The sequence below is a fragment of the Amycolatopsis sp. NPDC004079 genome, assembly GCF_040610415.1.
GTDB classification, from domain to species: Bacteria; Actinomycetota; Actinomycetes; order Mycobacteriales; family Pseudonocardiaceae; genus Amycolatopsis; species Amycolatopsis halotolerans.
The window spans coordinates 1-13,229 of sequence record NZ_JBEXMH010000025.1 but is presented as its reverse complement, the minus strand read 5'-3'; the positions used below and the strand labels follow the sequence as shown (position 1 = coordinate 13,229).

The window sequence follows — 13,229 nt, the reverse complement described above, 5'->3', positions numbered from 1 at the left end:
CTGCTGACGTGCGGTGATAGTACCGCCGACACCGGCCAACGACGACCGTGGAGCACGCTGTGAGCCCTGAGCGGACCACCTTCGACCTGCTGCAGACCTACGCCGCGCCGGACGCGGACGCGACTCATTTGCTGTGCGGACGCCATCCCGCCGACGCCGTCGCGTTCACCCTCGTCGAGGCCGACCTCAGCAGCCGCGACCTCACGTACGGCCAGCTCGAGGCCGCCTCCGCCCGGTTCGCCGCCGCACTGGCCGCACACGGCGTGCGCCCCGGCGACCGGGTCGCGACGCTCATGGGCAAGTCGGCTGAACTGGTCACCGCGCTGCTCGCGATCTGGCGGCTCGGCGCGGTCCATGTGCCGTTGTTCACCGCGTTCGCGCCGCCCGCGATCGCCCAGCGGATCGTCGGCAACGGAACCCGCGTGGTCGTCGTCGATGCTGGTCAGCGCGCCAAGCTCGACCCCGGCGAGGACCTGCCCGCCGACCCGTCGCGGATCATCGTGACGACCGGGGAAGCGGCTGGCGACGACCTGTCCTTCGAAGCGCTGCTGGACGAGCCGCACCCGCTGCCCGACCCGGTCGCGGTCGGCGGCGACGGCACGCTGGTCGAGATCTTCACCTCCGGCACCACCGGAACCCCGAAGGCGGTGCCGGTGCCGCTGCGCGGGCTCGCCGGGATCCACTCCTACCAGCAGTTCTGCCTCGACCAGACCGATGAGGACGTCTTCTGGAACGCCGCCGACCCGGGCTGGGCGTACGGGCTGTACTTCGCCTTGCTCGGCCCGCTCGCGACCGGACGGCGCAGCCTGCTGCTGCACGCCGGGTTCAGCCCCGAACTGACCTGGCAGGTGCTCGAACGCTTCGGCGTCACCAACTTCACCGCCGGCCCCACGGTGTACCGCGCACTGCGCAGCTCGGGCCTGCCGGTGCCGGTCGGCCTGCGGCTGCGGCACTGTTCGTCGGCCGGGGAGCCGCTGACGCCGGACGTCGTGACCTGGGCCGAGGAGGTGCTCGGCTGCCCCGTGCGCGACCACTACGGCCAGACCGAGACCGGCATGGTCGTCGGCAACGCCTGGCATCCGGCCCTGCTCGCGCCGGTCAAGACCGGGTCGATGGGACGGCCGCTGCCCGGGTTCGCCGTCGAGGTCCTGAAGGCGGGCAGCGACGAGATCGCGGAGGTCGGCGAAACCGGCCGCGTCGCGATCGACGTGTCCGCCAGCCCGCTGATGCCGTTCTCCGGCTACCGCGACGCCCCCGAGCGGACCGCGGAACGCTTCAGCGCCGACGGCCGCTGGTACTACACCGGCGACATCGCCGCCCGCGACCGCGACGGCTACCTGACCTTCGGCTCGCGCGACGACGACGTGATCCTGATGGCGGGCTACCGGATCGGCCCGTTCGAGGTGGAAAGCGCACTGACGCAGCACGAGGCCGTCGCGGAAGCCGCGGTGATCGGCGCGCCGGACGAACTGCGCGGCGAGCTGGTGGTGGCTTACGTCGTGCTGAACCCCGGCGTCGACGGGTCGGACGAGTTGGCGGATGAGCTGAAGCAGACGGTGAAAACCCGCCTGGCCGCGCACGTTTACCCGCGGCGGATCCACTTCGTGGCGGAACTGCCGAAGACCCCGAGCGGCAAGATCCAGCGTTTCGCGTTGCGGGGCCGGGAGCTGAGCACGGTTTCGAGCTGAGTTTTCGGTCCGCTGGCGCCACACTGGCCCGATGCCGCCAGATCTGCACGACCGGGTCGCCCTCGTCGCGGGGGCGACCCGCGGTGCGGGCCGGGGGATCGCCGCCGCGCTGGGCGAGGCCGGGGCGACGGTGATCTGTACTGGACGCAGCAGCTTGAGCGGAGTTCGACGTTCGGACTACGACCGGCCGGAAACTGTCGAGGAGACTGCTTCGCTGGTGTCCGAGCTGGGCGGTGTCGGCGTTCCGTTCATTGCTGACCATTTGGACCACGATGATGTCCGTCGGCTGGCCTCGTTCGTCGCGTCTGAATACGGTCGGCTTCACTTGCTGGTCAACGACATTTGGGGCGCTGAGCGGCTCAAAGGCGGTCCGGCGGACTGGAATACGCCGGTGTGGGAGCACGATCTTGACGCGGGGTTGCGGATTCTTCGGCTGGGTGTCGAGACGCATCTGGTTACGTCGCATTTCCTGCTGCCGCTGGTGATTCGCGAGCCTGGCGGGTTGGTGGTCGAGGTTACCGATGGGACCTTGGCGCATAATGCTTCGCGCTATCGGATTTCGGTGTTTTACGACCTGGCCAAGGCTTCGGTGAACCGGCTGGCTTTTTCGCAGGGGCACGAGCTGGCGGCTTACGGCGCTACGGCTGTCGCGGTGACACCGGGGTGGCTGCGGTCGGAGATGATGCTCGACGCTTATGGGGTCAGTGAGGGGAACTGGCGCTCGGCGTTGGCGGCTGGTGCTCCGCCGGGGTTCGCTGAGTCGGAATCGCCGCGGTATGTGGGCCGCGGGGTGGCCGCAATGGCGGCGGATCCGTTGCGGGAGCGGTGGAATCAGCAGTCGGTGAGTTCGGCGGAGCTGGCGAGGGAGTACGGGGTGACGGACTTGGACGGGCGGCAGCCGGACAGCTGGTGAGGTCAGGTGTATTGCTGCCAGCTGAGTTCGCCGGTCTCCAGGTCTGCGCACACTTCGCGAAGCCACGTCAGTTCCGCAGTGACAACGGCCGTGCGGTGTTCGTGCTCCAGCAGGTGTAGCCGCGGGACGTAGGCATCGTGCGAGGCGCGGAGCACCGCTTCGGTGGTGTCGAGACGTTCTTGCAGCGCTTCGATCCTCCGCCGCAACCGAATCAGGGCGTCTTCCGGGGTGAGCAGGTGCAGGAATGACACCGCCGCCGGAAACAGCGGGAACTCCGCAGCCGGGGTCGCGATGCCGGATCGGACCGCGGTCAGCAACGTTTCCCGCCCGGCCGGAGTGATCTCGTAAAGCGTGCGCTCGGGTCGCCCTTCCGCGCGTTCGACAGCGTGCACCCGGACCAGGCCGTCGCGCACGAGCCGCTCCAGCGCGGTGTGCAAACCCGACCGGGTGCGGACATTCACGACCAGGTCGACACCGCGTTCCTTGATCAGCTGTTGCATCCCGTAGGCGTGTCGCGGTTCCTCGGCCAGGAGCGCGAGAACGGCGAGAACGACCGGCGACAGGTTCCCTCGAGGTGCCATAGTCTGTATCGTACTAGCCTGTAACGGACTATGGGGGAGGAGGGGCTGATGGAGGGCCGAAGTCTGGGTGTGGCGCTGCTCGAAGTCGCGGTCTCTGTCGGGGGCTATTACGTGCTGCGCGCGTGCGGGGCGGGTGTTTTCTGGTCGTTGACGGGACCGGCACTGGCGGTCGCGATGCTCGCCGTCGCTGCGACAATCCGTCGTCGTCGTCTCGACCTTGTGGGACTGCTAGTCCTGGTCGAGCTCGCCACGACGCTCACCGTGACGCTGGTGACTCAGAACCCGCGGGTGGCCGCGTTGCGCGAGGCAGCTTACGTCCTGGCAACTGGGACTTTCTGCCTGGCCACGCTGTTTCGGCGGGCTCCGCTGACGCACACTTTCGCCGCGTCGGCCGCGAGTTTCGGCGACCCGGCGCGGGAACGGGCTTTCGCGTACGCGTGGAGTTCCGTGCCGCGGTACCGGCGCTGGCAGCGTGGGCTGACCGCGTTGACGGGCGTGATTCTGCTGGCTGCGGCAGCGGTGCGGGCGGTGATCCTGCTGAGTGCTCCGGAGATGGAGCTCGCGCATGCGGTGGACGTGTCGAACACGGTGACGCTGTACCTGCTCGGTGCGCTTGGCGCGGCGAGCGGGGTGCTGATCCAGGTGCCTCGGCGGATCATCGAGCGTCTCGCGGCAGCGGAGACAGGTAGCTGACCTTCTGCTCGTTCAGCGATATTCCTTGTGGGGCAGCCATTCGCCGTCTCCCAGGTGGGTTGACGGGACTCGGAAAATCGGCTCTTCGTAACTGAGGTCCATGCCGAGGATGTTGTCCGTGCCAGTGAGGACTTCCCAGCTGACCTCTACCATTCCGCCGGGGTGCTCGTTCCACTCGAACGTGCCGCGGTCCCAGAAGACCACCGGCCAGTGGTTCGGGTCTTCGGAACTGGTCCGCCAGAAGAACACGCCGCCGCCGGTGTCGTTGGCCCAGGGGAGGAGGCCGCCGGGTTCGGGGAACAGCCGGTAGTCCGTGCCTTCGAGGAAATTTCCCCACGGGGAATCGAAGGACTCGAGCACGCTGTGGATGTTTTCGCGGACGAACGTGTTCAGGTCGATGCGCGCGTCGACGGGATTGTTGAAGTTCACCGCGCCGCGGAAGCAGCCTGACGGGAACTTGGACAGCAGGGCTTTGTAATCGTCGGGGAACCCGATGCCGACGGCCTGTTCGACCTCGGCCCAGTCCCGGCCCCGGCGGATTCCTCCGGTCCAGCCGGAGGCTTGGGCCAGTTCGTCGATCGAGTGCCTGTTCATGGGGTCTTCCCGGACGGAGTCACCGGTATTCCTTGTGGGGCAGCCATCGCCCGTTCTCCAGGTGGGTTGACGGGACTCGGAAGAGCGGCGGCAGGTCTTCGGGCGGCCAGCCGAAGATGTTGTCGTCACCGGTGGTGGTCAGGGCTTCCCGGATGACCTCGGTGACCGGCCCGGGGTGTTCGCGCCACGCGTCCATGCCCTGGCTGTAGTAGACGACGCGCCACCGGTCCGGGTCGGCCGGTTCGGTGATCCAGCAGAACATCCCGCCTTCGTCGGGGAAGAGCCGGTAGCTCGTGTCGTCCAGGATTTCCAGGTTTCGAAGACGTCCTCCCGGAGCAACCCCGGATAGTCGGTGCGCGCGTCGATCGGATTGGCCATGACGATCGCGTCGCAAAAAGCACAGGAGGGGAACCGGGAGAACAATTCCTTGTAGTCGTCCGGGAGCACCGCGCCGATGTCCTGTTCGGCGGTGCTCCAATGGCGCTTTCGACGATCTCCTCGATCGGTTGGCTCACCTGCGCATCCTACCGAAATTCGATCACCGGCAGGATTGCGCTGAACGGAGCAATCAACCCTCAAGCTGAGGCAGACGACGCACCACAGCCGCGTATTCCTCCGTGATCCGTGCGACGATCTCAGCAGCCGGAAGGACTTCCGTGATCAGCCCAGCCGACTGACCCGCCTCCACCTTCCCCGTAGCGACATCACCATGCAGCGCGGCATCCTTCAGCGAAGAAGCCTGAAAAACCTTCCGCCGCAACGACTCCTCCGCGCCCGAAGCCTCCAGTTCCGCCATCCGAGCGGTGAAATCGTTCGACAGCGCACGAATCACGCCAAAGCCTCGACCAACCGTCCGAGTGCCGTCGACGCCAGCGGCCAGCACTGCCTCCTGATAGGAGCGATGCACGGTAGCCTCGGCGCTCGCCAGGAATCGAGTCCCGAACTGGGCCGCCCCGGCACCCAGGGCCAGCATCGCGGCCAGCCCGGCGCCATCGGCGACCCCGCCGGACGCGATCACCGGGATCGACGGCACTGCGGAGACCACTGCACGCACCAAAACCTGCGTGGTGACCATCCCGGGCGGCGGATGTCCGCCAGCCTCGGCGCCGACTACCACCAAACCGTCGACCCCGGAGGCAGCGGCTTTCAACGCATGCGAGACCCCGGCGACGACGTGCAGGCACCGGGTCCCTACGGCGTGGAACCGGTCCAGATATCGTCGCGGGCCGCCTTGGGAGGCGATCAGCACTGGAGGGCGGCGGGAGAGCAGGAGGTCGATGACCTCGTCCGCGCCAGCCCGGTAGAGGGGCAGGTTCACGGCCCACGGACGGTCGGTTCCGGCGGCCATTTCGTCCAGTACCCGCGTCAGGTCGGGCAGGCGCATCGGGCCCGCGGCGACGACGCCGAGGCCGCCTGAGTTGCTGACGGCCAACGGCAGAGCGGAGGACGACGAAGCCCACGACATTCCGGCTTGGATGATGGGCAGGTCCAAGCCCAGCAAATCGGTGACCGAGGTACGCAGCCGCGTCATGAGTTCTCCAGCAGGGCCCGGGCGTAGCGAGCCAGTTGGTTCTTCTGGACCTTGGCGCTGGCGGTCATGCCGATGGCCTCGAAACCGTCCACAATGCGCAGGTGCCGCGGGACCTTGAACCCGGCCAACCGTTCTTTCGTCCACAAAAGCAGGTCTTCTTCCGAAATGCCCGGCGCAGTCAGGACGACAAAGGCGAAGGGCACTTCGATCAAGCGCTCATCGGGGACTCCGACGACAGCGGCCTGGCGGACGGCGGGGTGGCGGTGCAACACATCCTCGACATCCGCGGGCGCGACGTTTTCCCCGCCGACCCGGATGATTTCCTTGGTCCGGCCGGTGAAATGGAACCGGCCGGAATCGTCCAGCAGGCCGACGTCTCCGGTGGACAGCCAGCCCTCGGCGTCGATGGTTTCGGCGGTCCGAACGGGATCGTCCAGGTAGCCTTGCATGACGTTCCAACCCCGGACCAGCACCGAGCCGGGTTCGCCGGGAGCGCAGTCGTGGGTGTCGTCCAGGGACCGGATGCGGATTTCCACGCCTGGTTCGGGGGCCATGGCACCGGAGGCGCGGATCTCCTCTGGTTCCCACCAGGCGGATTGGGCGACGTTGGGGGAGGCTTCGGAAAGTCCATACCCGGCAACGCATTCGCGAGCGCCGAGCTCGTCGATGACCCGGCGCACGACGGTCGGGGACGCGGCGACCCACGCACCCCGCAAGGAAAGGCGGCGCTGCGGGCGGTCGGGGTGGTTGAGCAGGAGCAGGGCGATGGTGTCGTTGCCGGAGAAGTGCGTGCAGCGCTCAGCTTCCAAGAGCCGCAACGCTTCCGCTGGTTCGAACTTCGGCATCGTCACCAGGGTGGTGGCGTGCTGCAAGGACGACAACACAGACAGCGTGCTTCCGGCGACGTGGAAGAACGGGCGCGCCGAGTGGAATCGGTCGCCGGGGCGCAAACCCAGGCGGGCGCCGGAAAAGAAGGCGTCGGCGCACATGCTGCGGTGAGTCAGGAGGACACCTTTGGGACGCGACGTCGTGCCGGAGGTGTATTGCACGAGAAGAAGATCGTCCGGAGCGGCACTGGGTTCGGCGGGAGAACCGGCGGCCAGGAAATCGTTCCAGCTGTCCTGGCCCAGGATGATGATCCGCTTCAAAGAAGGCAGAGTCGCGCAGCCGGGTTCAATACCGGCTTCGGAGAACAGCGCGGGGAAATCGACGTTCAAGACACGCTCGGCGGCGAACAGAGTGCTGACGCCGGCGTGGGCGAGCGTGTAGTGCACCTCGTCCGCGGTGAAGCGGGTGTTGACGGGGACAACCAGCGCGCCAAGAGAACCCAAAGCCAGGAACAGCGTGACCCACTCGGGAGTGTTGCCCAGGCAGAGCCCGACCCGGGAGCCGCGCCCGATCCCGGAGGCAGCCAGAGCGCCGCGCACCCGGTCCACTTCAAGAGCCAGTTCCCGGTAGGTGATCCGGGCGTCGGCGGTGACGACGGCTTCGACGTCAGGAGCCAGCAGGGCGGCCCGGGCGAGGGCGTCCTGGACGGTGAGCGGGCAGGCGGTGCGCAGGTCGGTCATCGGGTCTCTCCAGTGAACCGGGCGACGCCGTCGCGCCAGCTGCCGTCGGCGAGGTTCTGTTCGATGGCGGACATTTCGATCCGGATGCCGCGGTCGAGGTCGGTTTCCGAACCCAGGTCGACGGCCCGTTTGGTCAGGGCGATCGCGCCGGGCGGGGCGGCGGCGACGGCGGTGGCGACCTCGGTTCCGGCGGCGGCCAGGTCGGGGACGACGCGGTTGACCAGGCCGAGGGAGGCGGCTTCAGAAGCGGACAACGGCGTGTTGGTGAACAGCAGTTCCTTCGCCCGGCGTTTCCCAATGGCCCGCTGAAGCCGTTGAGTAGCGCCGACCGTGCCCCAATGTGGCTCAGGGAACCGGAAAACGGTGCCCGACGCGGCGAGAGCGAAATCTGCGGCAAGGGCGATCTCCCCGCCGGAGCCGACGACGGTGCCGTGCACCAGCGCGACCACAGGACAGCGGCAGGCCTCGATCGCCGCGTAGGCCGCGAAGGAGGCGACTCGGCGGCGGCGGACCCAGGCAGCGTCCTTGCCGGTCCGTTCCTTCAAATCGGCACCGGCGCAGAAGACCGGACCAGCGCCGCTGAGCAGCACAACCCGGGCCTCTGAGAGGTCAACGGCGTCGAAGGCTTCCTTCAAGGCGTGGCACATCGCGAGATCCACGGCGTTGCGCGCCGACGGACGGGCCAGTTCGACACGGGCGATTCCGTCGGTGACGTCCAGCGTCACGCGTTCGTTCATCAGATCACTCCCGCGGCCCTCAGGCCCTCGATCTCGCTGTCCGACAGTCCAGCCAGGTCACGCAGCACGACGTCGGTGTCCGCGCCCAGCACCGGTGGCGTTCCCAGCGCAGGGCCGTCTCCGGCAGTCTCGCGCAACGGCGTGCGCAGCGCCGGGAACGAACCCTCGACGGGATGCGTGAACTCCCCGACGACGCCCCGCGCGACGGCATGCGGATCGGCCAGCGCCTCCCGGACCGAACGCACGGCTCCAGCGGGTACCTCCGCCGCCTGCAGTTCTTTGACCAGCTGGTCCCGGTCGTGCTGGGCGATCGCGCCGCGCAGGGCCTTCATGACGCGCGCGCGGTGTTCGACGCGGCCCGCGTTGTGCCGCAGCGAAGGGTCGGCGGCCAAAGCGGACAATCCGAGCACGGTGCACAGCGGCCCCCAGTGCTGGTCGCTGCCGCTGATGTGCAGCCATTCGCCGTCCCCGGCCTGGAACGCGGCCGACGGCACCCGTCCCGGATGTTCGGTCCCAGTGCGGACGGGGTCCTCGCCGAGCGCGAACAGCCGGGCGGCGTTCAGCGCGTGCAGGCTGAGCTGGACGTCCATCATCGCCACGTCGAGGTGTCGGCCGCGACCGTCCGCGGACCGTCCGGCGAGCCCGGTCAGCACCGCGATCACCACCCACAGCCCGGACGTCAGGTCCGCGACCGGAACCCCGGTTTTCGCGGGCGGACCTGCGGGATCGCCGGTCATCGCCATCACGCCGGACAGCGCCTGGAACACCGTGTCGTAGCCCTTGCGGTGCGCGTCCGGCCCGGTCTGGCCGAAGCCGGTCGCGGACACCAGCACGAGGCCGGGGTTCTCCGCGGCCAGTTCCGCGTAGCCGAGACCGAGCCGGTCGAGCGTGCCGGGCAGGAAGTTCTCCACGACGACGTCGGCCCGCGCGGCCAGTTTCCGGACGACGTCGCGGCCGCGCGGGTCCTTCAAGTCGACAGTGACCGATTGCTTGCCGCGGTTGAAGGCGAAGAAGTACGCGCTTTCGCCGTGCGGCAGCCGGGGTTCGAAGCCGCGGGTCTCGTCGCCGGAGCCGGGGCGTTCGACCTTGATCACGGTCGCGCCGAGTTCGGCCAGGATCTGCGTGGCCAGCGGCGCGGCGAGGACCCGGGAAAGGTCCAGCACGGTGACCCCGGCGAGCGGCCCGGTCATGACCGGAACCCGCGCATCAGCGCGTTGACGTCCTGGCCCGCCCGCATCGCGGCGTCCGTCGGCAGGTCCGCGACGCGGTAGAAGAGGTCCTTGGCCGCGGCGAGCGCGCGGGGTTCGACCGAGGCCCAGCGCTGCGCGACGGCGAGCGCGGCGGGCACGATCTCGGAAGGTTCGACCACCTGGTTCACCAGCCCAACCGCCAAGGCCTCCTCGGCGGTGAGCAGCCGACCGGTGCTGACCAGCTCGAATGCCAGCTTGCGGCCCAGATGCCGGACCAGCCCGGTCATCACCAGCGCGGGCACGATCGAATGCTTCAGCTCGGGATACCCGAACTTCAGATCCGACCCGGCGACCACCAGGTCCGCCCCGATCGCCAGCCCGGCACCGCCGCCGACAGCCGCCCCGCGCACCGCGCTGACCACCGGGACCGGCAGCTGCTGCATGCGCGTCTGCAGCCGGGCAGTGAGCGCAGCGCGTTCGAGAACGGCTTCCGGCTGATCCGGGGTGAGCGACGAGAACTCGTTCAAATCGGCACCGGCGCAAAAGCCGCGCCCAGCCCCCGTCAAAACGACCGCACGGACGCTCGGGTCCCGCCCGGCTTCGTCCAATGCGGTGTCGAGAGCGCGAGTGAGCGCGGTGTCGAGCGCGTTGAGTTTGTCCGGCCGGTTCAACGTAAGAACGCGGACGGCGTCGTGATTTTCAGTCAGCAGCACAGGTTTCTCCCCAAAGAAAAGTCAGGCGGACGCGAAGCCGGCGCGGGCGACCATGCTGTACAGCGGCCGGCCGAGCGCTTCCTCGCAGGCCGCGGACGCCGCGGCGAGCTGGTCGAGGTCGAGGCCGGTGTCGACGCCCATCGCGGCGAACAGGCTGGCCAGGTCCTCGGTGCACACGTTGCCGGTGAGCCCGGCCCCGTAGCCGATCTTCGCCGGATGCCCGCCGACGCCGCCCATCGCGGAATCGAAATGCCGGCACCCGGCCTCCAACGCGGCGACGGCGTTCGCGATCCCGGTGCCGCGCGTGTTGTGCAGATGCGCGACCAGCGGCAGCTCCGGGTTTTCCCGCGACAGCCGGGTGTACAGCGCGCGCACCGAGCCCGGGGTCGCGACGCCGGTGGTGTCGCCGAGGGTCACCAGGCTCGCTCCGAGGTCGGCGAACCGGGCGACGTCTTCGGCCACCCGACCCGGGTCGACCTTGCCCTCGAACGGGCAGCCGAACGCCACCGAGACCACTCCGACCAGGCGAAACCGTCCGTCGGCGAGCTTGACCATCTCGGTCACGCGCTCCCATTGCCCAGCGCGCGTGGTGCGCAGGTTCCGTTCGGTGTGCGCCTCGGTGGCCGACACCAGCAGGCTCAGTTCCTCGGCGCCGTGCCCGGCTTCGAGGTCGGCGAGCGCGCGTTCGACGGCGCGCGGGTTCGGGCAGGTCGCCTTGAACGCGACGCCGGGGTGCCGGTCGATCCCGGCGAGCACCTCGGAGGCGTCGGAGAAACCGGGAACCCGCGCGGGATGGCTGTAGCTGGTCGCCTCGATCCGGTGGAAACCGGTGCGCGCGAAGGAGTTCAGCAGCGCGATCTTCGTCGCGGTCGGCACGGGCTCCGGCTCGTGCTGCAGCCCGTCGCGGGCGAAGCACTCGCAGATCGTGACGGCGTCGGACATCCTGGGCCCACCTCCTCGTCGGTGGTTCCAGGAGTACGCGAGGGTGTTGATAAAGTCAACACTACTCGGCGGCCGGGTGAGCCCGCTCACTCTCCTCGACGGCCAGCGCGTGCTCCGCCAGTTTGTCGAGCGCGCGGTCCAGCACCCGGGCCTCCTCGCCGGTGAGGACGGCGAGGAAATCCGCGTCGCGCTCGTTGGCGGCGGCGATCAGGCCGCGGTAGGTCCGGGTGCCCTCGGCGGTCAGCGCCAGCTGCGACGTGCGCCCGGACCCGGCCGTGCGGTTCACCAGCCCGCGGTCGGTCAGCCGGCTGACCACCCGGCTCATCTGCGCTTTGTCGAGTCCGGCGCGGCGCGCGAGCCGGTTGAGCGTGAGCGTCGGGTCGGCCGCGATGAGCGCGATCGCGCGCCATTCGCCGAGGCTCACGTCGAAGTCCCGCCGGTAGCGCGCCGCGGCGCTGCGCGACATCGCCGACGACGTGCGCGAGAGCCGGTAGGACAGCAGTCCGGAGATGGGGACCAGGTCGTGTCCGTCTGCGCGTTCGGCCATGGCCGGACATCGTAGCCGTTACCCGGTAGGTGTTGACAAACTCAACACTCGATGCGGAGACTGCCACTCGCCCGATCCGGACGAAGGAGTCTCAGCCGTGGCCGAACCATCCGCTGTCACCGGCGCTTCGGCAACCGCCGGCCTCGACCGCAAAGCGACCTACCGCACGATCGCCCGGCGCGTCATGCCGCTGCTGGTGCTGTGTTACGTCGTCAGCTACATCGACCGCACCAACATCGGGATCGCGCAGCAGGGCCTCAAGCGGGACCTCGGCTTCGGCCCGGCGGTCTACGGGCTCGGCGTCACGCTGTTCTTCGTCGGCTTCATCCTCTTCGAAGTCCCGAGCAACGCGCTTCTCGCCCGCATCGGCGCGCGCAAGACGCTCGCGCGGATCATGGCCACCTGGGGCGTGATGACCGTGGTGACCCTGTTCGTGCACAACGAGATCATGTTCTACGCCGCGCGCTTCCTGCTCGGCGTCGCCGAAGCCGGGTTCTTCCCGGGCGCGCTGTACCTGTTGTCGCTGTGGTTCCCGTCGTCGCGGCGGACGCGGATGACGGCCGTGTTCTTCATCGGCATCCCGGTGTCGGGCGCGCTCGGCTCGGTGATGTCCGGCTGGATCATGCACTCGCTCGGCGGCGTCGGCGGGCTCGCGGACTGGCAGTGGCTGTTCCTGATCGAGGGGATCCCGCCGATCCTGCTGGCCGGGCTCGTGCTGCTCTTCGTCACCGACGGCCCGGAGCAGGCGAAGTGGCTCACCGCGGAACAGAAGGCGGCCGTGCGCGCCGACCTCGAAGCGGACCGGCGCGACAAAGGTCCGGCGACTGAGAAACACAGCGGCCTGCTGCTCGCCCTGCGCGACCCGAAGGTCTGGATTCTCGGGCTCTGCGCGTGCGGCGCGTACACGCTGGCAAACGCCGTCTCGTATTGGACGCCGCGGATCATCGCGAACGCGGGCGTCGGCAACGTCCTGAACCTCGGTTTCTTCTCGGCGATCCCGCCGCTGCTCGGCATCGTGGTGATGCTGCTGGTCGGCAGGCACTCCGACCGCACCCTGGAGCGGCGCTGGCACGCGGCGACGAGCTGGATCGTGGCGGCGTTCGCGATGCTGGCGATCTCGGCGTCCGGCGGCAACGTCGTGGTGGTCATCCTGCTGCTCGCGGTGATGGCGGCCGCGCACTACTCGGGGCTGACGGTGTTCTATTCGATCCCGTCCATCTATCTGAACGACCGGGCGGCGGCCACCGGGATCGCGGTGGTGACGTCGATGGGTTCGTTCGCGGCCGCCGCCTCGCCGTCGCTGCTCGGGTTCATCGAATCCGCGACCGGGAGCCTGTCGCTGGGGCTGCAGATCAGCGCGGGCATCGTCCTGCTGGCCGTCGTGGTGCTGCTCGTCGGCGTCCGGCCGGGCGATCTTCGCGAACGGCGCCGCTGACCCTCCGACCGCGGACTCGGCAAGCCGCCTCCCCGCTCCCGCCGAAGTCCGTGAGGGGAACCCTGAGGGAATCAGATTCCCTCAGGGTTCCCCTCAC

Annotated in this window: 14 protein-coding genes; 4 read left to right on the top strand and 10 right to left on the bottom strand. The window is 68.9% G+C overall.

Annotated elements, in window-relative coordinates:
- Positions 1 to 59: 59 nt before the first annotated feature.
- Together ABZX37_RS24805 and ABZX37_RS24800 are read left to right on the top strand one after the other, a co-directional pair.
- Entirely contained in the window at positions 60 to 1,688 is a 1,629-nt protein-coding gene (locus ABZX37_RS24805) for an AMP-binding protein (RefSeq protein ID WP_354743280.1), read from the top strand.
- A 31-nt stretch (positions 1,689 to 1,719) separates the two neighbouring features.
- Entirely contained in the window at positions 1,720 to 2,601 is an 882-nt protein-coding gene (locus ABZX37_RS24800) for an SDR family oxidoreductase (RefSeq protein WP_354743278.1), read from the top strand.
- 2 nt (positions 2,602 to 2,603) lie between these two features.
- Here the strand turns inward: ABZX37_RS24800 and ABZX37_RS24795 are convergent, their stop codons facing one another.
- Entirely contained in the window at positions 2,604 to 3,182 is a 579-nt protein-coding gene (locus ABZX37_RS24795; protein ID WP_354743276.1) for a helix-turn-helix transcriptional regulator, read from the bottom strand.
- A 48-nt stretch (positions 3,183 to 3,230) separates the two neighbouring features.
- Here ABZX37_RS24795 and ABZX37_RS24790 point away from each other — a divergent pair, with 48 nt between their 5' ends.
- Positions 3,231 to 3,875 (top strand): VC0807 family protein, encoded by a 645-nt coding sequence (locus ABZX37_RS24790; protein WP_354743274.1) that lies wholly within the window; start codon positions 3,231 to 3,233, stop codon positions 3,873 to 3,875.
- Positions 3,876 to 3,887: 12 nt separating this feature from the next.
- On the opposite strand, the gene ABZX37_RS24785 is transcribed toward ABZX37_RS24790, so the two are convergent.
- The 9 genes from ABZX37_RS24785 to ABZX37_RS24745 all read right to left on the bottom strand — a co-directional run bounded on the left by ABZX37_RS24785 (position 3,888) and on the right by ABZX37_RS24745 (position 11,697).
- On the bottom strand, positions 3,888 to 4,469 hold the full coding sequence (locus ABZX37_RS24785; protein ID WP_354743272.1) for an SMI1/KNR4 family protein: 582 nt from the start codon (positions 4,467 to 4,469) through the stop codon (positions 3,888 to 3,890).
- 19 nt (positions 4,470 to 4,488) lie between these two features.
- Positions 4,489 to 4,731: a hypothetical protein gene (locus tag ABZX37_RS24780; RefSeq protein ID WP_354743270.1), complete on the bottom strand. Its 243-nt coding sequence runs from the start codon at positions 4,729 to 4,731 to the stop codon at positions 4,489 to 4,491.
- Between the two features lie 306 nt (positions 4,732 to 5,037).
- Entirely contained in the window at positions 5,038 to 6,000 is a 963-nt protein-coding gene (locus tag ABZX37_RS24775; protein WP_354743268.1) for a nitronate monooxygenase, read from the bottom strand.
- On the bottom strand, positions 5,997 to 7,568 hold the full coding sequence (locus tag ABZX37_RS24770; protein WP_354743266.1) for an AMP-binding protein: 1,572 nt from the start codon (positions 7,566 to 7,568) through the stop codon (positions 5,997 to 5,999). The genes ABZX37_RS24775 and ABZX37_RS24770 overlap by 4 nt, the downstream gene beginning before the upstream one ends.
- Positions 7,565 to 8,305: an enoyl-CoA hydratase/isomerase family protein gene (locus ABZX37_RS24765; RefSeq protein ID WP_354743264.1), complete on the bottom strand. Its 741-nt coding sequence runs from the start codon at positions 8,303 to 8,305 to the stop codon at positions 7,565 to 7,567. Before ABZX37_RS24765 ends, ABZX37_RS24770 begins: the two co-directional genes overlap by 4 nt.
- Entirely contained in the window at positions 8,305 to 9,495 is a 1,191-nt protein-coding gene (locus ABZX37_RS24760; protein WP_354743262.1) for a CaiB/BaiF CoA-transferase family protein, read from the bottom strand. Before ABZX37_RS24760 ends, ABZX37_RS24765 begins: the two co-directional genes overlap by 1 nt.
- Positions 9,492 to 10,208: an enoyl-CoA hydratase/isomerase family protein gene (locus ABZX37_RS24755; RefSeq protein WP_354743260.1), complete on the bottom strand. Its 717-nt coding sequence runs from the start codon at positions 10,206 to 10,208 to the stop codon at positions 9,492 to 9,494. Before ABZX37_RS24755 ends, ABZX37_RS24760 begins: the two co-directional genes overlap by 4 nt.
- A gap of 21 nt (positions 10,209 to 10,229) precedes the next feature.
- Entirely contained in the window at positions 10,230 to 11,150 is a 921-nt protein-coding gene (locus ABZX37_RS24750) for a hydroxymethylglutaryl-CoA lyase (protein ID WP_354743258.1), read from the bottom strand.
- 61 nt (positions 11,151 to 11,211) lie between these two features.
- Positions 11,212 to 11,697: a MarR family transcriptional regulator gene (locus ABZX37_RS24745; protein WP_354743256.1), complete on the bottom strand. Its 486-nt coding sequence runs from the start codon at positions 11,695 to 11,697 to the stop codon at positions 11,212 to 11,214.
- Between the two features lie 97 nt (positions 11,698 to 11,794).
- Between ABZX37_RS24745 and ABZX37_RS24740 the strand changes: the two genes are divergently transcribed.
- A complete protein-coding gene (locus tag ABZX37_RS24740) occupies positions 11,795 to 13,132 on the top strand; it encodes an MFS transporter (RefSeq protein WP_354743254.1) in 1,338 nt (445 codons plus the stop codon).
- Positions 13,133 to 13,229 lie beyond the last annotated feature (97 nt).

Coding starts and splice junctions, on each gene's coding strand:
- ABZX37_RS24800 (WP_354743278.1), top strand. CDS start 1,720: ATGCCGCCAGATCTGCACGACCGGGTCGCCCTCGTCGCGGGGGCGACC.
- ABZX37_RS24795 (WP_354743276.1), bottom strand. CDS start 3,182: ATGGCACCTCGAGGGAACCTGTCGCCGGTCGTTCTCGCCGTTCTCGCG.
- ABZX37_RS24790 (WP_354743274.1), top strand. CDS start 3,231: ATGGAGGGCCGAAGTCTGGGTGTGGCGCTGCTCGAAGTCGCGGTCTCT.
- ABZX37_RS24785 (WP_354743272.1), bottom strand. CDS start 4,469: ATGAACAGGCACTCGATCGACGAACTGGCCCAAGCCTCCGGCTGGACC.
- ABZX37_RS24780 (WP_354743270.1), bottom strand. CDS start 4,731: ATGTTCTGCTGGATCACCGAACCGGCCGACCCGGACCGGTGGCGCGTC.
- ABZX37_RS24775 (WP_354743268.1), bottom strand. CDS start 6,000: ATGACGCGGCTGCGTACCTCGGTCACCGATTTGCTGGGCTTGGACCTG.
- ABZX37_RS24770 (WP_354743266.1), bottom strand. CDS start 7,568: ATGACCGACCTGCGCACCGCCTGCCCGCTCACCGTCCAGGACGCCCTC.
- ABZX37_RS24765 (WP_354743264.1), bottom strand. CDS start 8,305: ATGAACGAACGCGTGACGCTGGACGTCACCGACGGAATCGCCCGTGTC.
- ABZX37_RS24760 (WP_354743262.1), bottom strand. CDS start 9,495: ATGACCGGGCCGCTCGCCGGGGTCACCGTGCTGGACCTTTCCCGGGTC.
- ABZX37_RS24750 (WP_354743258.1), bottom strand. CDS start 11,150: ATGTCCGACGCCGTCACGATCTGCGAGTGCTTCGCCCGCGACGGGCTG.
- ABZX37_RS24745 (WP_354743256.1), bottom strand. CDS start 11,697: ATGGCCGAACGCGCAGACGGACACGACCTGGTCCCCATCTCCGGACTG.